Below are 21176 nucleotides of genomic sequence, written 5' to 3'. Positions count from 1 at the left end.
GGTGTGGATTAGTTCGCACAAGTCCATCGGGTCTGGTCGCGGTCAAGGCTTGTGGCAGCGGCTGTCTTTCATTGTTTTATTCTGCTAATTTTTGGAGAGCAGGCTGGCGGCCCATTGTGCGGCTTGCTCCTGTTGGCCGGTGGCGAGGACATCGCCAGCGGTGACGGTGAAGGAGGGGCCGCGTTCCACTTGGAAGCCCCGTGTGCGCAGCTGTTTGGCAGCTGCTTTCGCGGCGCAGCCAAACATGGTGGCGAACCTTCCGGCGGATGTGTCGAATGTGATGGTTCGAGTCCCGGCGGGGATGGTTGCGTGCTTGGCCCACTCCGCAAGGCCTCGCTGCGGAGGTGGTTGGACGCGGTTCGTGCTGCCGGCGGAGTTACGGGTAGCGGCCGAATGCCGACTTTTGGGGCTAGGCAGCGCGGTTTCGTGGGTTGGGGCGCCCAGCAGTAGCAGGTCGATGTCGTCGGGGATGGCATCGGGTGCTTCGTCGAAGCTCTGGAGCTTGGCGTTGGGCAGGGCGTCCGCAATGGCGTGGGCGATTTGCAGTGTGTTGCCGAAGTATGACTCGACGATGATGAGTGTGCTCATTCCGTTTCCTTTGGCATGCTGATGACCAGGACGTCGCCGTCGGTGGTGAATGGGGCAGGGGTGAGGGACTTCTTTGTGGGGCCTTTGAGTACGGCCCCGTTGTCTGTGCTGAACCGGGCGCCGTGGCTGTCGCAGATGATTTCCTGTCCCTCGATGCGGTTGACCTTCACACCGGCGTGGGGGCAGGCCGCGTAGTAGGCGTGGAAGGTTCCCGCTGTCGGCTGCGTCACCACGTACCACCCGGCAAGGGCCCCGCCGCCTACGGGTACATCGGATTTCTGGACGCGCTGGGGGCCGCCGTCGCCACTGCGCTCCACGCTGCATCCCGGCAGGCCCACGACGGCGAGGGTGGCGCCTGCGCCGAGGCCCAGTGAGGTGTGGATCAGCGTGCGGCGTGTACACGCGTGCGGTGACGCCTCCCCGTCTCGATACATACTCACTCCTAAATGAGACATTGTGTATCAAGTACGATATCGTGCAACGATTCGAAGTGCAACGCGGGGCGTTTCAGAAGGAGGACGGGAGCCTGTGAGCAGGGCGCAGAACAACCCTCGGAGGAGGGGGAAACAATCCCTGTCCGGTGGTTCCTCGGCGCTGGGGGTGAGAGAACGGCTTCTCGCTGCTGGAGTCGAGATCGTCTCCGAGGTCGGTTTGGACACGGGACTTGGGAGGCTCAACTTCGAGGAAGCCATCAAACGGGCACGCGTGGCGCGAGCCACCGCCTATCGCCAATGGTCGACCAAGGAGGCTTTCGGGAATGCCGTTCTCGTGGAGCTGGCCAAGGGGCTGTACCTCACCTCCGATTTCGTGGCCGAGGTCCCGGCCATCATCGCGGACATGGTCGGTGATGGATCAGCGCTGGCCACGCCTCAAGGGCGCCGGAACCTGATCGTCGACCTGACCCGGACGCTCGTCAAAGGTGACTTCGAAAGCATCCTGCAATCACCGAGCTGGCATCTGCACACAGCACTCAGCGCCGCGTCCCCCTCGCTGACCGATCCCGAACTCCGCACCTCCGCTACCGCGGCACTGCATGTATCCGATCAGAGACGCATCGAAGCCCGCGCCCAGCTGTACGGGCAGTTCACGGCATTTGCGGGATACCGTCTGCGTGCCCCTCTGGCGGGCCCCTCAGGATTCCGGCAGATGTCCGAGGCAGCAGGCGCCGCCTTCACGGGGTTCCTGATTCGCGCCCAATACGACACAACCGTCACGGCGGAGACCATGCGACTCCGGGCCTTCGGCATGTCGGAACCGCGCCAATGGAGCCCACAGACCTTCGCATCGACAAACGGGATCTTCTCATACATCGAACCCGACCCGGGCATCACATGGGACCAGGAGCGAATCTCAGACCTGCTGTTGACCGATTTCACCAGCCTGTTTCACGCCCCGCAGCTGTAGCTGGGAAGCCTGACGGGGTGGTATTGCGTCACTCGTATGCGAGGTAGGGGGCCTGGTTGAGGTCGACAGGACGAGGTCCCTCGACCCCTAGCGAGGCTGGCGCCGGTGTCGTGTCGTCTGATCCCGGACTACCGCAGCCGGCCCTGACCGAGGCCGCTTTCTCGGAATTGACGCTCTCCTTCTGGGTCAAGAATCTGCGTGCGGCCGTGGGGTCAAGAAGATCGGCCGCCCGATCCGGAACCGGACTGCGGTTTGGCCGCCAGCACTGAAGGCACCCGGATCAGGTCTCGTCGGCCCTGCTCATCTGGCACAATGGATCGCGAACACCCCGGATGACCCCTCGTTCCTCGGAATGATGTCGCCGGGGTTTTGTTTTGCGTAGAACGTAACGACCCCGGCTGGTTATGCTCCGCAGCAGTTTCCTCGAGGGCAGGGAACCAGCGCCGCTTCGTATCCTCGCCTTTCGTCGTCGCTTCATCCGGTTCGCCCTTCTTTCACCAGCTGCTCCCAGGTCACAGCCCGGGGCGGACGATGCTCTGTTTGCGTGGGTCGCAGGTACCCGCTCTTTCCTCAATGCAGCCGCCCCGGGCCCTTCTCCGAAGATACATCTTGAAGAGTGGGTAAACAACTTCTGTTACGATCGTCCCCGTGGGGACGACCTACCGAAAATTTTTTGGGGGACTGACCGCGGTCTGGCCGTCATAGGTAGGTGGAGACAGCTTGAAGGGATGCGATGATGCGGTTCTCGAACTTCACTGAGTGCTTCCGGCGGGCCACCCGCTCGGAGGGCACGCCGGACGGGTGCGACCCGTACCGGTATCAGGTGCGCCTTGCCGACGAAGGTTTCCCCGACGCGTTGCGGGCGCCGACGGGATCGGGCAAGACGGCCGTGGTCCTGGCCTATGTTTGGCGGTTGCTCTTTCACCCCGATGCCTCGGTTCGGGCGGCGACCCCGCGGCGACTGGTCGTCCTCCTGCCCTCGCGCACGCTGGTGGAGCAGTACGAGGAAACGGTCCGTGGCTGGCTCGACCGGCTCGGGCTGTTGGATGCGGTCGGCGTGCACGTTTTCATGGGTGGCCGCGACATCCGGTCCTCCCAGCAGGACTGGCGCATGAACCTGCACCGCCCCAGCATCGTCATCGGCACCGTCGACATGGGGGTGTCGCGGGGGCTTGCACGAGGATACGGAACCTTCCGGGCGTCCTACCCGATCGACTTCGCGCTCATCGGGAACGGCACCCTGATGGTGGTCGACGAGGTCCAGCTCGCACCCCAGGCCACCGCCACCCTGCGTCAATTCGCAGCTTTCCAACGGGAACTCGGCACGGCGGAGCCGAGCCAGCTCATGATCATGTCGGCCACCGTAGACGAACGCGTCCTGGACACTGTCGACAACCCCTGGGAAGGCGCCGACGTGCTGGAGATCGACGAGTCGTCGGAGTCCCCGGAGCTGCTCCGGCGCATGTCGGCCGAACGAACGATCAGGGAATTTCCCCTGGGCGAAAAACCGAAGGAGTTCGCCGCCCAGATCGTTGAACGCCACCAACCCGGGACCCTCACCCTGGTGGTGGTGAACACGGTTGACGCAGCCGTCGACGCCTACCGGGAAATCGGCAAACTGACCCCGGACGAGCCCAGGTTGCTGATCCACTCCCAGTTCCGTGGGGTGGAACGCAAGGCCCAGCTCGAAAAGCTGCGCGGGATCGCCCGCGACGGAGGGATCGTCGTCGCCACCCAGGCGATCGAGGCCGGGGTGGACATCGATGCACGCACCCTCATCACCGAGGCCGCGCCGTGGGCGTCCGTCGTACAACGGGCCGGGCGCTGCAACAGGGCTGCCCGGTATCCGGTGGGGGAAGCGGTGGTTCACTGGCGCGAATCCGCCAAAGGACATCCGTACGACCTGGAACAGGTTGCGTGCGCGGTCGAGGCTTTGAGGCGCGCGGAGGGTATGTCGTTGACCAGCGCCCAGCTCCACCGGTTGGGCGACGACATACCGCCGGAGGATCTGGAACTGCGCATCCTGCGTCGCTGCGACTTCCGTCAACTGTTTGACACCACCCCTGACCTGACGGGCAACGACGTCGACATCAGCTGCTACATCCGTCCTGACAAGGACCTCGACGTTCAGCTGGCCTGGATACCGAATGGCTCCATTGCACAAGGAAAGCTGACGACTGAGGTCCCCGGCCAGCCGCTTCGCTGTGGCGTTTCGATGAGCCGGGCGAAGAAACTGCTGAACCGGAAGGACATCAGGGAACGAAGAGACCAGCGGGCCTGGACCTTCTCGATCCAGGATGACCGCTGGATCCCCGCGAGAGCGGACCAGCTGCGACCCCAACAGCTGATCCTGGTGGAGGCCGGGCTCGGCGGCTACAGCATCGAACACGGTTTCGACCCCGCCGAGAAACACACGGTCCAGGACCACGTCGATGCGGACGACCTCCGGGATGCGACCACTCCCGAGAGCGTCACCAGTTCCCAGGACGCCGGGGCCCGAGGAAACGGCTGGGTCACTTTGCACCAGCACCTCGCGGACACCCGGGAACAGGCCGAGGCCCTCGCCAAGGTGCTCCGCCCGGCCGGGATCGATGACGCGCACCTGCACGCCGCGGCTGTCGCCGGTGTGCTCCACGACCTCGGCAAGGCCCACTACGACTGGGCGCGGGCACTGCTGGATGCGAACGAGGACACACCTCCCGATGCCCCGGAACAGCTGTACGCGAAATCGCCGGGAACCGCCCCGCTCCGAGTGCGGCGTGAACTCAAGGTGGGTGAGCAGAAGAACGCCCGGGTGGAGCGACGTTCCGGATTCCGGCACGAGTTGATCTCGGTGTTCATGCTGCGTACCGATGCCGGACGGCAGTTGCTGATCGACTTGGGAGTGGAGCCCGAGCTGCATCCTCTCGTGTTGTATCTGATCGCGGCGCATCACGGACACATCCGCATCACCGCCCGCGATCCCCGCTACGACGGAGTTGACGGCCTGAGTTTCCTCGGATGCGTCGATAAGGAACCCATCAATGCCGTGACGCTTCCGGGCATCGAGCTGCCCGAATCAGTGGTCGACCTCGGCATCTTCCGGAGCGGGCCCGACTCCTGGACCACCAACGCCCTGGCCCTTCTGGAGCGCCTCGGACCGTTCCGTCTGGCCTATCTCGAAACCTTGGTGCGCATGGCTGACTGGCGGGCCAGCGCCAACCTCGAACTCCCCGTCGCGGAAGGAACCGAAGAATGACCACGCACGTGTTTCCCGGCCTGGGGTGTGTTCCCCTGATCAACTACCTGGCGGCGCTCGGGGTGGCCAAGGGAGTTTCCGAACAGGCCGATCCCGCCGCGCGGTTCGGCTGGCGCGCCGGCGTGTTCCGCATGGACACCGAGGTGGAGGACATCACCGAGTTCTTCGTCCGGGACTTCGTCCCCACCCCGGTTTTCTCTCCGTGGAATGCCGGCAGCGGGTTCGGTGAGAAGGACAAGACACCCCTGAAATACATCCGGATGCTGGAATCCTCCACCACTGCTAGGCTCACCTCCTACCGGGACACCCTTGCTGTGATCCGCTTGGTTCTGACAGCGAAGTCGGGGAAGGGATGGTCGAAGGAACGCCTCGTGCAGGAGCTTCGCAACCGGCTTCCGGACGATGCCCTGCCGTGGATGGACGCCAGCGTGGTCCTCACCGCGAAGAAGACGGAGTACCCGCCCATTCTCGGTACCGGGGGAAACGACGGCCGCCTGGATTTCAGCACGAACGTTCACCAACGCCTGGTGGATGTCCTGCCGGAGCTCGGGGCGGAACCCGAACGCAGCCGGGCGTGGATGCGGGATCTGCTGTGGGGGAGGTCAACGGAAAAACTACTCGCGGCCTCCGTGGGCCAGGGCGATCCCGCCGGTGCAGGGACCCCCGGCTCCTCCGCGTTCGGCAGCGCCGACGCCATGGTCAACCCCTGGGCTTTCATTCTCATGGTGGAAGGGGCCATGCTGTTCGCCGCCTCTGCCGCGAAAAAACTGGGTGAACAGAACTCCAGAGTGGCCATTCCCTTCACCGTCTCCTCCAGCCCGGACGGACCGATCCCGGGTTCGGCGAACGAGGACGGCCGCGGCGAACTGTGGGCGCCTCTGTTGGAGAGCGTCACGCTGGCGGAGCTGCGCCAGGTCTTCGAGGAGGCGCGGGTTTCCTGGGACGGTGGAACCGCCAACAACGCGGTCGCCATGTATGCGGCGGCGCATTCCTTCGGCGTGAACAGGGGTATCTCGGCTTTTCAGCGTTTCGGTTTCCTCAAACGAAACGGCTTGGCCTTCGTCGCCGTTCCGCTGGATCACGTCGAGGTGCGGTCACGCCCAGAGGTGATCATGGCCAGGGAGCCGCTGCGCCGTGCCCGGACGTTCCACAAGGCCAGTGGAGTGGCGTCCAAAACCGCGGCGCGTCGATTCGATGCGAGCGTGACGGCTTTCGTGCGGGACCCCGAGTGGTGGAATGGAATCGCCATGCTTCGGGCCCAGACCGAGCTGGAGCTGACGGCCTTGCGCTCCCGGAAAAACCGTGAGGAACTGGGACATCCCTCGAAGCTGGTGCCGGCGAATGCCGTCATCCCTGTGTGCCGGGAGCTGTTCCTCAAAAGCCCCGAGGCGCGGATTGCCGCCGGGATCGCCTCTGCAACCTTCCTGCCGCCCACCGCTTCTCAGCAGGGCGGGGGAAGCGGTGGGCAGCCGATTCGTCGCCTGCTTGTTGGCGCAGATCCCAAGAATCCCAAAGATCCGATTGACCCCGAGGTGATGGTGCCGGGTCTCGGAGTCAGACCCACCGTCGACGTGCTGGCGGACCTGGTGGTGTGGCTGGCGCAGCATCCGGGGGAGGGCACCCGCCTTGCCCGGGGATGGCTGCCCTTCCTGTCTCATCGGTACCTGGTGTCCTGGACCGACATCCACGCCTGGGTTGGGGGACTTCTCGATGACGACCTCGTCACCCATCACCTGCTGGCTTTCCTGGCCGTCGACTGGAGCGGCGGAAATTACATGGACAACGTGACACCGGATGGCGAGTGCTTGTTCTTGGACCCGACCTTGGCGATTCTCCAGGCCCTCGCGTCCGGGTCCGTGCGCGTGCGGGAAACGGCGCCGGACGCGACGGGAGTTGTGGTGGGGCTCGAACCCAGCTGGTCCCTTCAGCTGCGTGCCGACCGTGTCGCCGACGTGCATCGCGCCGCGAGCGGTGTGATCAGCCGAGGAACGATCAGCCTTCCCCGGACCGGGGAAACCGACATCCAAGTCCACACCCATTCTGCACGTATTTCCCGGCCAGGTCTGGGACCACGGATCCTCGCGGCCCTGGCCGCGCCCTCGAAGCCGTGGGCGCTCAAAAGGAGCGCACCGGAAGTCGAGAACACAGAACCTTACGAAACCACCGACCTCTACGAAGGAGCACTGCAATGACCAGCACCGTCCTCAACCTGACCCTCCGACCCGCCGTCGGGTTCCGGTTCCAGCCAACCGGGTTCCCCGATCTCGGGGCGGCCACCTACCAGGCCCATGTGTCAGGCGAGGGATGGGTGCAGGCCCTCCACCTGGAATCGCCCCAGTCGATGGCGAACCGACTGGAACTGTGCACCTGGGATCCGGCGGCCAACGACCAGGCGGAGGCGCTGCGTGGCCTGCCGTATGTGCGCGTTGTCGATGCTGGCGGCGGTTTCCTGACCAGCTCCCGTCTCGAGGCCCACAGACTGGCCAGCGCTTACCTGATGGACGCCAAGATCGACGGTGGGACCGGGCGGGTCTGGTTGGAGGACAGACTCGGGCTGGTCAAGGGCAGGCTGGTGGATCACCGCGCCCTCGCCAAGGCCATTTTCGATCTGGACCCGGTGTCCCTGATCCATGGCGTGTTCTTCGCCCAGAAACAGTGGCCCTCCCAGCCTAAGATCGCCCGGGCCATCACCTGTTTCATCGACGCTCTCGATGTTCGTCCCGCGGTCTCCGGTGGGGTGAAGACGGATTCGGTTAACCCCAGCAACGACGAGGGGCGGGGAGCCAAGGAGGGCTACGGCATGGTGCCGCACCAGCGGGTCGAGTACACGGCCCGTGACATCACGGCGTCCGTCGTCGTCGATCATGGGCAGATCAAGTCCTACGGTCTCGGCGAGAAATCCGAGGCGGTGCTGAACGCCCTCGTCGATTTCGAACTGGCCAGCCTGTTCAGGCAGGACGGGTTGCGGCTGCGCACCGCATGCCACTTGGTCGTGGACCAGGACTGCGAGGACCTCGCCAAGATCCCCACCCTGGACGAGGCCACCGCGAAGCTGCGGCAGGCCATCGACCAGCACGGTGATCTTGCGCCGATCTCGGAACTGAAATGGACCGGTGGGGGGAAGTGACCGTGCCTACCCAGGTGGCCCTGCGCTTTGTCACAGGGAAGTACCACGCGAACGGGTGGGACCATGCCCTCAACGAGGGGATCAGCGAGTGGCCGCCGTCACCCTGGCGGCTGCTCCGCGCCCTGATCAGCGTCTGGCACACCCGCTGCGACGACATACCCGAAGAGATGATCGACGACCTGCTGACCGGGCTCGCCACCGAACCTCCGGAATATCTGCTGCCGGCTGCCAGGCCGTCGCAGACCCGGCACTACATGCCCAATCCGGATTTCCTCGAGGGTGTCAAGCATTCCACGTCGCTCCAGCTCGACCCTCGGCTGAACCTGGACGGCGAGGCCGAGGTGGTGATCCGCTGGCCGAATCTCACCCTGCCCGCCGGACAGCGTGATGCCTTGGAACGACTGTTGAGGAAACTGCCCTATCTGGGGCGGGCGGAGTCGCGGTGTGAGGCGTGGCTGCTCTCCGACGAGCATTCCCAGCAGGAGAAAGGGTGGGTTCGTCCTTCTGAGACGGGAAACACCCAGGTGTTGGTGCCCGAACCTGGCGTGACCAGGAAGCAACTCGAAACCTCCTCCTTGGAGATGCGAAAGGCCCGTCTCCGATACCCCAGCGGTTCCCGGTGGGTTCGGTACGAGCTGCCCGGAGAAGCCCTCAGTGCTCCCGCCCATTGCGAGGTGAATGACCTGCTCAGACCCACGACCGTTCGGTGGCGGCTGGAACCCACCGCCCCCTTCCGTGTCGAGGACGGCATTCTCGCTGCCCATGGACTCCGGGGCCGCATCCTAGGCACCAAGAAGGAGAACACGGACCTGCGGGAGCAGGGCAGTGGGGTCGAGGCGCTGGCCGGACACCACGGTGTTTTCGACGATGGCCCCCAGCATCGGCATTCCCACTGGCTCTGGTTGCCGACGCTGGGTGCCGGCGGTGAGCTGACGGGGCAGGTGGAGGACCTGGTGTTGTGGGTGCCTGACGGGATACCCGCCGACACGCTTTCCCGGCTTGCCGGGGCGAGGTACCTGCCGCGCTGGAGCAACGCGCCCAAGGGGTATCGCTCCGGAGCTGAACTGCACCTGCAGCTGATGGGACCCGTCGATACGGTGATGCACGAATACACCAGTGCCGATGCCACCACGTGGGTGTCCGTGACCCCGTTCCTGACCGACCGCTTCCCCAAGCAGAACAAACCGCGGGAGGAATTCGCGCAGAAACTCGTGGAACGCGAACTCGGTTTCCGCCACCCCGGGGGCACGCCGCCGGTGAGGGTGAAGCTGCTAGCCGACTGGGAGAACCGGGATGTGGTGAGGTTCCGTCGATACCGCTGGAACGAATCGATGGCGCGACGTCGCCGCGGGATGCTGTTGCGGCTGGATTTCGACGAGCCTCTGCCGAAGGGCCTCGGGGAACGCCCGGAGCCTTTGGTGCTCGGGTCCCTCTCGCATTTCGGTTTCGGATTGTTCCGGCCGGTGGAGCGATAACCATGCCGGCGCAGGGGGAGTACTCGGCGGAACCGCAGCTGGTTCCCGCGAGGATGCTGAACGAATTGGTGTACTGCCAGCGGCTGTTCCACCTCGAATGGGTGGACGGCCGCTGGGCTCACAACGACGACACGATCCAGGGTTCGGTGGCCCACGACGCGACGGATCGTCGTTCCGGGCGGATGCCCGCGCCCGATGAGGAGGAGAAACCGTTCACCTCGATCCAGGTGGCGTTGTCGGATCCGGACCTCGGGGTGACGGCCGTCATAGACCGGGTGGACCACGAGGACGGATCGTCGAGTCCCGTGGACATGAAGAAGGGATCCGGTCCCAGGGAAGGCGGAATGTGGCCTGCCGACCGGGTGCAGGTCCTGACCCAGGCGGTGCTGCTGCGACGCGCCGGGTATTCGGTGAACCGCGCCGACATCTCCTATCTGGGATCGCATCACAGGGCTTCGATCGAGGTGGGGCAGGACGCGGAGACGGAGGTGCGGGAGCTGGTGGCGTTGGCGCGGAAGGTGGCTGCGCAGGAACTTCCGCCCCCGCCGCTGCTGAACGACCCGCGCTGCCTCCGCTGCTCGCTGGCGCCGCTGTGCATGCCCGATGAGACGAACTATCTGCTCGAACGTTCCGGCGAGCAGCCGCGTCGGATCATCGTCAAGAATCCCGACGCCAGACCCGTGTACGTGAACACGCAGGGGGCGTCGGTGAAGGTGTCCGGTGGCCGCCTGCTGGTGGCGGTCAAAGGTGAGACGGTGGCCGAGCGTCGACTCCTCGACGTCTCCCAGGTGTGCGTGGTGGGAAACGTGCAGATCACCACCCAGGCACTCAGGGCATTGTGGCGCAGGGGCGCGATGGTGATTTGGCTCAGCTACGGGGGCTGGCTCGACGGATGGTCGCAGGGCCCGATGAACGGTCACGTGACGCTCAGGCGACGGCAGGTGCTGGCGAGCGTCCATGGCCTGCGGTTCGCGCAGCAGATGATCCGGGGAAAGATCCACAACCAGCGGGTGCTGCTGCGCCGCAACGCGAAGGTGTCGCTGGACGATTCGGTTCTGGAGCAGCTCAAGGAACTGGAAGCGAAAACCGAATCCGCTGCGTCCTTGGAGACGCTGCTCGGGATCGAGGGCACGGCAGCGCGACTGTACTTTGGGCAGTTCCACAAGCTGCTGTCTCCCCGACTCGAGGTCGCGGCCGAGTTCCAGGCGCACGGCAGGGCGCGACGTCCACCACCCGATCCCGTCAACGCGGTGCTCGGGTTCTGCTACAGCCTGTTGACAAAGGACCTCGTCGCGGTGCTGACCGGGGTGGGGCTGGATCCTTTCCTCGGGGTGCTGCACCAGCCCCGCTACGGCAGACCCGCCCTCGCCCTCGATCTGGCCGAGGAGTTCCGCGCTCTCGTGGCGGAATCCGTCGCATTGCAATGCCTCAACAACGGCGAAATCAACGAGAAAAGCTTCATGCGGGGACATCTCGGGGTGGCACTGACCGCGGATGGGCGACGTTCCGTCATCCAAGCGCACGAACGCCGCCTCGAAATGGAGCTGAAGCACCCGCTGTTCGGCTATCAGGTGTCGTACCGGAGGGTGCTGGATCTTCAGGCACGGGTGCTGGCGGCTTCTTTCACGGGAGAACTGGATTCCTACACCCCATTGATGACGAGGTGACCCATGGCCCGACGAAGATATCTCATTTCCTATGACATATCGGATCCCAAGCGGCTGCGAGCCACCTTCAACCTCATGAAGGGCTACGGGAAGTGGCTCCAGTACTCGGTGTTCGTGTGTGACCTGAGCAAGGCTGAACTCGCAATGTGGGAACGGGACATTCGTGATGTGATCGCACTCGCCTACGACTCGGTGGTGGTGATCGACCTCGGCGCCCCGCAAGACGCAGACATCCGTATGCTTGGGGTACCGCGTAGGTTGCCCGACGAGGGACCCGTGGTGGTGTGAGCCGCTGCGAGACCTCCGGTCATGTCGCCTCCCCTAGGGAGCGCTCGAAGGGGTTTGACTAGGTGTTTTACCCCATGACAACTCAACAGAGTGGTTTTATAGGACCCGGCGGTGCGGAGAGCTCGCAGGTGCTGGTAAAGTTCCTAGTCAAGGCGGCCTTCCGAGGCGAGCTATTGTTCCGGCCATCTAGGCCGGACTCCATTGAGACGCAACTGCTGCAAGAAGCCCCTTCTCGTCGAGAAAGATTGTTCCGGCCATCTAGGCCGGACTCCATTGAGACTTGATGATCTGGGCGTTGGTTGCGCCTTGATACTTCGATTGTTCCGGCCATCTAGGCCGGACTCCATTGAGACCGTTCTTGTCGCCACGGTCGGCCATGATGTGCGGTTCATTGTTCCGGCCATCTAGGCCGGACTCCATTGAGACCCGTCTCTGAAAGAAATAGCGTCGGCGGTGCCGAACGAATTGTTCCGGCCATCTAGGCCGGACTCCATTGAGACAGGTCTATCAGCCGTTCAAGGACGAGGTCTGCCTCGGATTGTTCCGGCCATCTAGGCCGGACTCCATTGAGACACGGAACTCTGTGGCCTCCTGTAGGGAGGCCCACAGATTGTTCCGGCCATCTAGGCCGGACTCCATTGAGACTTTCTCAATTGCTTTAATTCCATCAATATGATCAACTTATTGTTCCGGCCATCTAGGCCGGACTCCATTGAGACAAGACTCCCACTCACAAGGAAACCACTGATACCTCATTGTTCCGGCCATCTAGGCCGGACTCCATTGAGACGGTCAAGGTCGCCGAAGCCGATGGCGTCGCTGGTGAGGATTGTTCCGGCCATCTAGGCCGGACTCCATTGAGACTACGAAAGCAAAGGCTGCAATAGACAAGTGGGACACTATTGTTCCGGCCATCTAGGCCGGACTCCATTGAGACTTGCACGAACCAAATAGTCGCCCATGTCCTGGTTCATTGTTCCGGCCATCTAGGCCGGACTCCATTGAGACGTTCATCACACCGTGACGGAGGACGACAAGGGAATCATTGTTCCGGCCATCTAGGCCGGACTCCATTGAGACACGAAAGACTCAAAATACTCATTCAGCAACTGCGCGTATTGTTCCGGCCATCTAGGCCGGACTCCATTGAGACGATTCGGAGAAACCATACAGGCGAGCAACGGCCTCTACAGATTGTTCCGGCCATCTAGGCCGGACTCCATTGAGACCTGATGGCCTGAGGGATGTCTGCTTGGTCCGTTTGCCAGATTGTTCCGGCCATCTAGGCCGGACTCCATTGAGACGTTCGTGTAACCGGCCATTTTCTTCTTATCCAGTGGCGGATTGTTCCGGCCATCTAGGCCGGACTCCATTGAGACGACACGAGGACTTTCTGGGCGTGGCAGTACATGTACGATTGTTCCGGCCATCTAGGCCGGACTCCATTGAGACATGCAATGGTACGGGGTACGGGCCGGCAGGCTGATATATTGTTCCGGCCATCTAGGCCGGACTCCATTGAGACATTGATGTCATAAAAATACTCAACCAAATCGGACCCATTGTTCCGGCCATCTAGGCCGGACTCCATTGAGACGCCCAGGGGCGGGCCCCATCAATGTAGATGGTGGACACGAATTGTTCCGGCCATCTAGGCCGGACTCCATTGAGACGACGGCAACCTGGTCAACGGTCTTCACCCGCACGTTCATTGTTCCGGCCATCTAGGCCGGACTCCATTGAGACACGTAACCTTGTTCAACAAGCCAGTTCCGCCAGGAATATTGTTCCGGCCATCTAGGCCGGACTCCATTGAGACAACACGGGATTTTCATTCAACTCCTTGTGAAGATCATATTGTTCCGGCCATCTAGGCCGGACTCCATTGAGACAATCACAACAAGGCACAGGTATGGGTTTTTGACGATATTGTTCCGGCCATCTAGGCCGGACTCCATTGAGACCCTTCGGTGATCGGGAAGGAGCTTGCCACGGTAGTCCCATTGTTCCGGCCATCTAGGCCGGACTCCATTGAGACTGCTGTCGACAGGGCGTCGAATGCGGCTTCAATGTCCATTGTTCCGGCCATCTAGGCCGGACTCCATTGAGACAAGAACAATTCTCGTTTCGCCGCCACCGAATACCTCAATTGTTCCGGCCATCTAGGCCGGACTCCATTGAGACACCGTGAGGGGGTTCGCGTTCGGTTGTCGCGTGGTTCGTATTGTTCCGGCCATCTAGGCCGGACTCCATTGAGACACATGTCGGAACGTCTTTGGCCGTCCGAGGTTGCTTATTGTTCCGGCCATCTAGGCCGGACTCCATTGAGACGTTGATTTGTGGGTTTGTGGGTTTGATGACATGTCGAATTGTTCCGGCCATCTAGGCCGGACTCCATTGAGACACGGGAAAAATAACGGTGCGCGGAGTTGGAGGGATAATTGTTCCGGCCATCTAGGCCGGACTCCATTGAGACGCTAAGCTGGCTCACGGCACGGGCCAATCGATATTCTATTGTTCCGGCCATCTAGGCCGGACTCCATTGAGACAGGAAGTAGTCAGTGAGCACTACGAATCAAGAATCAATTGTTCCGGCCATCTAGGCCGGACTCCATTGAGACTTCAGGCGTGACGTCCTTATCAACGTCACAAAGACCATTGTTCCGGCCATCTAGGCCGGACTCCATTGAGACCTTTCGGACACCGGGCTTTCTGATTTTGTTGCCCAACATTGTTCCGGCCATCTAGGCCGGACTCCATTGAGACGACACTTGAGAAGTCGTAAATATCGCTGTACGAGAGGATTGTTCCGGCCATCTAGGCCGGACTCCATTGAGACTAATCCCTTGCACCGCCCTGCAATTTATTGATTGAATATTGTTCCGGCCATCTAGGCCGGACTCCATTGAGACACCCAATAAGGGTCAACCAAAATACCCTCGGCGAACAGGGATTGTTCCGGCCATCTAGGCCGGACTCCATTGAGACTCATTCAGGCCCTTGATATGGGCCTTCAGTGCTTCATTGTTCCGGCCATCTAGGCCGGACTCCATTGAGACAGTGACATCATTGGTACATATACCGGCTACAATCCTATTGTTCCGGCCATCTAGGCCGGACTCCATTGAGACGCTTCAGGCACCCAAAGCCTCAAGGCCCTTGACTGTGACCATTGTTCCGGCCATCTAGGCCGGACTCCATTGAGACACTTTGACATGGGCCTCCCAAACACTTCTCGATAGGCATTGTTCCGGCCATCTAGGCCGGACTCCATTGAGACTGTGACCTTCGGGACCGGCCCCATGAGCAAGGACCCCATTGTTCCGGCCATCTAGGCCGGACTCCATTGAGACTGGAGTCTCCGTTCGGGTTTCCTCACGACGTTCGTGGATTGTTCCGGCCATCTAGGCCGGACTCCATTGAGACACGTGAGCACAAGGAGAAACGAATTGCCTCCGCGAGGGATTGTTCCGGCCATCTAGGCCGGACTCCATTGAGACGCGTATTGCAGGGCGCGGACGTACAGCAGTTCGGCGTCATTGTTCCGGCCATCTAGGCCGGACTCCATTGAGACTCGATTTCGTCGAGGCGGAGGTCAAAGTCCTTACGAATTGTTCCGGCCATCTAGGCCGGACTCCATTGAGACGGCGGGCGACGAATATACGCGATGGGCATGTCTTTCAATTGTTCCGGCCATCTAGGCCGGACTCCATTGAGACGCAAATTGAGCGCCTGTAGCGTGCCACCGACCCTCATATTGTTCCGGCCATCTAGGCCGGACTCCATTGAGACTCAGTCTTCGGTCTGGTCGCCCAGGCTGTTGGGGCTAATTGTTCCGGCCATCTAGGCCGGACTCCATTGAGACACCGCCCATTCAGGGACGTGCCAGAAACTCGCGTACATTGTTCCGGCCATCTAGGCCGGACTCCATTGAGACAGCATCTGGACGTCCATTGGGTTCATATGATGAACATATTGTTCCGGCCATCTAGGCCGGACTCCATTGAGACCCCGCGCCGGCGGCGAGAAGGTCGGCAACATGGGGGATTGTTCCGGCCATCTAGGCCGGACTCCATTGAGACACGCATACAGGGAAGGCTACGATGACTTTGGCCTCGATTGTTCCGGCCATCTAGGCCGGACTCCATTGAGACGTTGGCATCATTGACAGTCATCATGCCGGGCCGCATTGTTCCGGCCATCTAGGCCGGACTCCATTGAGACAATTCCGCGGTGAAGGTGATTGACATTATGAAGGCCATTGTTCCGGCCATCTAGGCCGGACTCCATTGAGACTCCAGATACCTTCCTCGGTCTGATAGGCTTTACCGAAGACATTGTTCCGGCCATCTAGGCCGGACTCCATTGAGACTTGGTGTTACGCGACACCAGATAGATCTGCCGCGCCCATTGTTCCGGCCATCTAGGCCGGACTCCATTGAGACGAACGCCAAGTGTGGCCGTTGGCGTGGGCTTCGCGATTGTTCCGGCCATCTAGGCCGGACTCCATTGAGACAGTGAAGCCAAGTTGCGCAAGGCCGTTGAGGGCTGATATTGTTCCGGCCATCTAGGCCGGACTCCATTGAGACAGTTCGAACGCAGAATAGGGGTGGGTGGCGAACTTGAATTGTTCCGGCCATCTAGGCCGGACTCCATTGAGACCGCTCGTGTGCATCCTGAATCCGATTGATGCACCCCTCATTGTTCCGGCCATCTAGGCCGGACTCCATTGAGACATAGTAATTCCTATCAGGACCCAAAACGTGGAGGTTCATTGTTCCGGCCATCTAGGCCGGACTCCATTGAGACGTACCGTACTCGCGGTTGTTGTACCAGTGCTCGGCTTATTGTTCCGGCCATCTAGGCCGGACTCCATTGAGACAGGGAGTCCCCACAGGTCCAGCTCCGGTTGGTTGCTATTGTTCCGGCCATCTAGGCCGGACTCCATTGAGACGTTGAGGGTGCGGGTGCCTTTGGTTTGGTTGCATTGGATTGTTCCGGCCTTCTAGGCCGGACTTCATTGAGACCCAATCCTTTCTTTCAATGCGGGGTTGCAGTTAGCGCCGATTGTTCCGGCCTTCTAGGCCGGACTTTATTGAGACACCGCGCCTGTAGGCGTCGATGATGGCGGACATCATGATTGTTCCGGCCTTCTAGGCCGGACTTCATTGAGACTGCGCCGGCAATGGCTCCGGGTACGAATCCGCGTGGATTATTCCGGCCTTCTAGGCCGGACTTCATTGAGACAAAACGTAATCGCGGACCATAATTTCCGCGTCAACCCACATTGTTCCGGCCTTCTAGGCCGGACTTCATTGAGACGACTGGATCACCAGCCGCATCCGCATCATGCACCACATTGTTCCGGACTTCTAGGCCGGATTTCATTGAGACAGTCCCTTGAGAAGTTGTCAAGACAGGATCTGAAACAATTGTTCCGGCCTTCTAGGCCGGACTTCATTGAGACCCCTGTGGAAGTCGTACAACACCGCCAACCAGCAGATTGTTCCGGCCTTCTAGGCCGGACTTCATTGAGACTTTCCGATTCGACGCCGGAGCCTGGCTGCCTCCGAGGATTGATCCGGCCTTCTAGTGGCGTGGCGTTGAGGTGAGTTTACGTTTGCGGTTGATTTTGGCGAGGATTTCGTCTGGGGTTTTGGTCCAGATGAACGGGTGTTTCCGGTTGTTCCAGCTGTTGATGAATTCGCGGATCTTGCCGATCAACTCGCGGACTGAGACGAAGGTACCGCGTCGGATGGCTTGGCGTTCGATGATGCCGAACCAGACCTCGACCAGGTTCAACCATGACCCCGACGTCGGGGTGAAGTGGACCTTGATGCGTGGGTTTGCTGTAAGCCAGTTGCGGACCTCGACTCGCTTGTGCGCGGCGTAGTTGTCCATCACCAGGTGTAGTTCCTGTTCCGGGTAGGCACGGGCCACATGCTTGAGGAAACCGAGGAACTCTTGGTGGCGGTGCCGGTCCTTGCAGAGCCCGGTCACCTTCCCGGTGGCGATTTCCAGGGCGGCGAACAAGGTGGTGGTGCCATGGCGGACGTAGTCGTGGCTGCGTTGCTCGTTGTGGCCAGGTTGCATCGGAAGCACTTTCTGGGTGCGGTTCAACGCCTGGATCTGGGACTTCTCATCGACGCACAACACGATCGCGTTAGCCGGCGGGTTCAGATACATGCCTACAATGTCGGTGACCTTGGCCTCCAGTTCCGGGTCGGTGGAGAACTTGAACGTGTCGGCCTTCCATGGCCGGATCCCGTACTTCTTCCAGGCCTTGGTGACCGTGGACTTGTGCACCCCCAGGCGGGGAGCCAGCAGCCGACTCGACCAGTGAGTCACCCCCAGACGCTTCGGGGGAGGCCTCAACGTTGCGGTGATGATCGCTGCATCATCAACCACCTTCGGGCGGCCTGGACGTGGGATGTCAACCAGCCCCTCCAGACCGTGTTCCAGGTAGCGGCCCCGCCACAGATTCACCGTCGGTCGAGACACCCCCACCAACTCAGAGATCAACGCATTCGCGACTCCCTGGGAGGCCAGCAACACGATCCTCGCCCGCTGCGCTGCCCCTGCGGTTGTGGCGCTTGAACGCACCACCTTCTCAAGTATCGCTTGGTCACCATCACGAAGCGGCAGGGCCGGGGCTGGTTTGTTCGCCATGCTTCATTATCCCACCAAACCGTAAAGCTATTTAAACGCCACGCCACTAGGCCGGACTTCATTGAGACTCGCACTGGGCTGGGATGTTGAGGGCCTCCCAGCCGATTGTTCCGGCCTTCTAGGCCGGACTTCATTGAGACAACCAGCGCAGCATCCCTGTGCCGCCACATATGCGTATTGTTCCGGCCTTCTAGGCCGGACTTCATTGAGACGTCCACGTACTCTTTGTACCAGTCATAGGCTTGCTTGATTGTTCCGGCCTTCTAGGCCGGACTTCATTGAGACGTCACCCCCGCACCTCCTCATAGTCAGCGTACTTACTGGATTGTTCCGGCCTTCTAGGCCGGACTTCATTGAGACCCTACGATGAAGCCCTTCTCGACGTCCCGAGCGACGGCATTGTTCCGGCCTTCTAGGCCGGACTTCATTGAGACCACAGGGGAGCGACAGGCCACGAAGTGCTTCCACGGCAGATTGTTCCGGCCTTCTAGGCCGGACTTCATTGAGACGGACAATGTCCTGAGGGCTGGGGGGCATGTACGCCGGCATTGTTCCGGCCTTCTAGGCCGGACTTCATTGAGACTATCAACGGTTCCGGAAGTATGGTGGATTGCCGACTGCATTGTTCCGGCCTTCTAAGCCGGACTTCATTGAGACGCCAAAGTACTGGATCACAACCTGAACCCAACCGGGGCAAATTGTTCCGGCCTTCTAGGCCGGACTTCATTGAGACGCAGCAATGTAGCCGTCAAGGTACTTGTCGCCGTAGAATTGTTCCGGCCTTCTAGGTCGGACTTCATTGAGACGGACGGTTTTGGCTTGCGCCTGCTCAGCAGACACAGCATTGTTCCGGCCTTCTGGGTCGGACTCCATTGAGGCCATCAGGTCAGGTTCAGTGCTTGTTTCCGCGCCGCGGGCTGTTTCGGCTTTCTAGGGTGGATTCCGTCGATAAGCTGAAGCGAAGCTGTCGTGGCTTCTTGATTACTGTCAAGGTGGGCATTCTTTGGGAGAGCGGTGTCGCCTACCCCTTTGTGCACTAATCGCCGGGGAAACCAGAACGGCGGTCTTGCTCCGTCGGCGGTTTCCCCGGCGATTCTTATGCGAAATATGAAATCTTGTTCGCAGGTGTGGGTGAAAGTGATCCCCCTGATGTTTTTCTACAGGTTGCTCATCGACGGTTGACGCCCTTGGTTAGGCGGGCTTGAGGATGGGCATGAACAAATTTCGTGAAATCTCTCGCGATGGGATCGCGACCTGCTGGCCCTGTTCGTCTTACGCGTGCAGGTGCTCCTTGTGCTTTTCTGCCACCTTTTCCGACTCCAGTTGCAGGGTGCAGTGCTCGATGCGGATCTCGTGATGCTTGATCAGGCACTCCTGGATATCGGCCAGAATCTCTTGTGAATGTCCATCGGTGAAACATTCGTCGGCGAGGACCACGTGGGCAGTCAGAACCGGAAGTTCGGTGGATACCACGGAGGCGTGGAGGTCGTGCACCTCCTTGACGTGGGGCCTTTCCAACAGGTGTTGCCTCACCTTGGTCAGGTCCAGTTCGGTCGGTGTGGCCTCCAACAGGATCGACCCCGACTCCCGCAGCAGCTTCAAGGCCCGCGGAACGATCAGCGCGGCCACGAGAAGACCGGCGATGGTGTCAGCACGGGTCCACCCCGTCAGGGCGATCACCACCGCAGAGACGATCACCGCCACCGACCCGAGGGCATCATTCAACACTTCCAGGAAGGCGGCCCGCATGTTCAAGTTGCTGTCCTTGCCGCCCATCAGCACCAACAGCGACGCCACGTTGCCCAGCAGGCCGACCACACCGATGACGGCCACGCCGCCCGCCTCCACCTCCGGAGGAGCGAACAGGCGAAGTACGCCCTCGTAGATGGCGTAGCCTCCAACGCACAGCAGAATCGCGGACTGCGCCCCGGCGGACAGCACCTCCGCGCGCTGCCAACCCCAGGTGTGACGCTCCGAGGGGGGACGTTTCATCAACGTCGCCGCGATGAGCGCCACCACCAGGCCGAGAGAATCGGTCAGCATGTGTCCGGCATCGACGAGCAGCGCCAGGCTGTCCGTCACGATTGCGCCGATCACCTCGGCGGCGAAGATCAAGCCGGTTATGCCCAGTGCGATTCCGAGGCGTTTCCGGTTCGTCGAGCCGTGCGCGTGATTATGGCTGTGGCCATGCCCGTGGCCGTGCCCGTGATGATCGTGGTCGTGGGACTCGTCGTGGTGCTCGTGATTGTGGGTGTCGTGGTCGTGGTGTTCGCTCATGGTGCTTCGACTTCCGGTTCGCAGATGACTGGGACCTCGCCGGTTGCGACCAGGAGGTCGTCGGCCGCGGCCAGCAGATTCGTCGTCAGTTCTGGTTCGGCCAAGGAATAGAAAGTGGCGCGGCCCCTCACCCGTGCGGTCAGCAGTCCGCTGTCCCGCAGCCCCCGGACGTGGGCCGACACCGTGGACTGCGCCAGCCCCAGGTGCCCGACGAGGTCGGCCACCCGGTGCTCCGACAGCATCAGGTGCTTGACGATGGCCAGCCTGTTCGGATCAGCGAGGGACCGGAACAGCGTCGCTGCCATCTCGGTGTCGGGAGTTTCCGTCTCTTTCATCGTCATGAGACGATGATAGCGGTTTGCGACGATGATGCCAAGGGGTTTTGGCGACGAAATCTGCCGTGTACCCTCCAACGAGTAAGCCTAACCTTGGCCAGACGGAGA

At 61.4% G+C, this 21176-nt stretch carries 12 protein-coding genes and 2 CRISPR repeat arrays; of the genes, 7 read left to right on the top strand and 5 right to left on the bottom strand.

Annotated elements, in window-relative coordinates:
* Window positions 1-84: 84 nt before the first annotated feature.
* Window positions 85-588 (bottom strand): flavodoxin family protein, encoded by a 504-nt coding sequence (locus EL272_RS13075; RefSeq protein WP_014847691.1) that lies wholly within the window; start codon window positions 586-588, stop codon window positions 85-87.
* Window positions 585-1022 (bottom strand): Rieske (2Fe-2S) protein, encoded by a 438-nt coding sequence (locus EL272_RS13070; RefSeq protein ID WP_051015068.1) that lies wholly within the window; start codon window positions 1020-1022, stop codon window positions 585-587. The genes EL272_RS13075 and EL272_RS13070 overlap by 4 nt, the downstream gene beginning before the upstream one ends.
* A 94-nt stretch (window positions 1023-1116) precedes the next feature.
* On the opposite strand from EL272_RS13070, the gene EL272_RS13065 reads away from it, so the two are divergent.
* The 7 genes from EL272_RS13065 (at window position 1117) to cas2 (ending at window position 11787) form a co-directional block, all read left to right on the top strand.
* A complete protein-coding gene (locus EL272_RS13065; RefSeq protein ID WP_061787690.1) occupies window positions 1117-1992 on the top strand; it encodes a hypothetical protein in 876 nt (291 codons plus the stop codon).
* 736 nt (window positions 1993-2728) lie between these two features.
* Window positions 2729-5230 carry a type I-G CRISPR-associated helicase/endonuclease Cas3g gene (gene cas3g / locus EL272_RS13060; RefSeq protein WP_159424549.1) on the top strand — a complete coding sequence of 834 codons (2502 nt, stop codon included), beginning with the start codon at window positions 2729-2731 and terminating at the stop codon, window positions 5228-5230.
* Entirely contained in the window at window positions 5227-7422 is a 2196-nt protein-coding gene (gene cas8g1, locus EL272_RS13055) for a type I-G CRISPR-associated protein Cas8g1/Csx17 (RefSeq protein WP_061787692.1), read from the top strand. Before cas3g ends, cas8g1 begins: the two co-directional genes overlap by 4 nt.
* The gene (gene cas7g / locus EL272_RS13050) at window positions 7419-8357 is read left to right on the top strand and encodes a type I-G CRISPR-associated RAMP protein Csb1/Cas7g (RefSeq protein ID WP_061787693.1); all 939 of its coding nucleotides are present in this window, start codon (window positions 7419-7421) and stop codon (window positions 8355-8357) included. The genes cas8g1 and cas7g overlap by 4 nt, the downstream gene beginning before the upstream one ends.
* A gap of 2 nt (window positions 8358-8359) precedes the next feature.
* Window positions 8360-9832: a type I-G CRISPR-associated protein Csb2 gene (gene csb2 / locus EL272_RS13045; protein WP_159424550.1), complete on the top strand. Its 1473-nt coding sequence runs from the start codon at window positions 8360-8362 to the stop codon at window positions 9830-9832.
* 2 nt (window positions 9833-9834) lie between these two features.
* Complete coding sequence (locus EL272_RS13040) at window positions 9835-11499, top strand: CRISPR-associated endonuclease Cas4/Cas1 (protein ID WP_061787695.1); 1665 nt, start codon at window positions 9835-9837, stop codon at window positions 11497-11499.
* A 3-nt stretch (window positions 11500-11502) separates the two neighbouring features.
* Window positions 11503-11787 (top strand): CRISPR-associated endonuclease Cas2, encoded by a 285-nt coding sequence (gene cas2 / locus EL272_RS13035; protein ID WP_014847685.1) that lies wholly within the window; start codon window positions 11503-11505, stop codon window positions 11785-11787.
* A 172-nt stretch (window positions 11788-11959) separates the two neighbouring features.
* A CRISPR array of direct repeats spans window positions 11960-17325; the repeat unit is 36 nt; unit sequence ATTGTTCCGGCCATCTAGGCCGGACTCCATTGAGAC.
* A gap of 51 nt (window positions 17326-17376) precedes the next feature.
* On the opposite strand, the gene EL272_RS13030 is transcribed toward cas2, so the two are convergent.
* From EL272_RS13030 to EL272_RS13020, 3 genes are all read right to left on the bottom strand, one after another.
* Window positions 17377-18456, bottom strand: a complete 1080-nt coding sequence (locus tag EL272_RS13030) for an IS630 family transposase (protein ID WP_014845732.1) — start codon at window positions 18454-18456, stop codon at window positions 17377-17379.
* Window positions 18457-18559: 103 nt separating this feature from the next.
* Window positions 18560-19335: direct repeats of the CRISPR family, unit length 36 nt.
* A 393-nt stretch (window positions 19336-19728) separates the two neighbouring features.
* Window positions 19729-20733 carry a cation diffusion facilitator family transporter gene (locus EL272_RS13025; RefSeq protein WP_073970037.1) on the bottom strand — a complete coding sequence of 335 codons (1005 nt, stop codon included), beginning with the start codon at window positions 20731-20733 and terminating at the stop codon, window positions 19729-19731.
* A complete protein-coding gene (locus EL272_RS13020) occupies window positions 20730-21074 on the bottom strand; it encodes an ArsR/SmtB family transcription factor (protein ID WP_061787696.1) in 345 nt (114 codons plus the stop codon). The genes EL272_RS13025 and EL272_RS13020 overlap by 4 nt, the downstream gene beginning before the upstream one ends.
* Between the last annotated feature and the right edge of the window lie 102 nt (window positions 21075-21176).

Source organism: Arachnia propionica (assembly GCF_900637725.1).
GTDB classification, from domain to species: Bacteria; Actinomycetota; Actinomycetes; order Propionibacteriales; family Propionibacteriaceae; genus Arachnia; species Arachnia propionica.
Note: the sequence above shows the minus strand (reverse complement) of the source record. Positions and strands in the feature narration are given on the sequence as shown.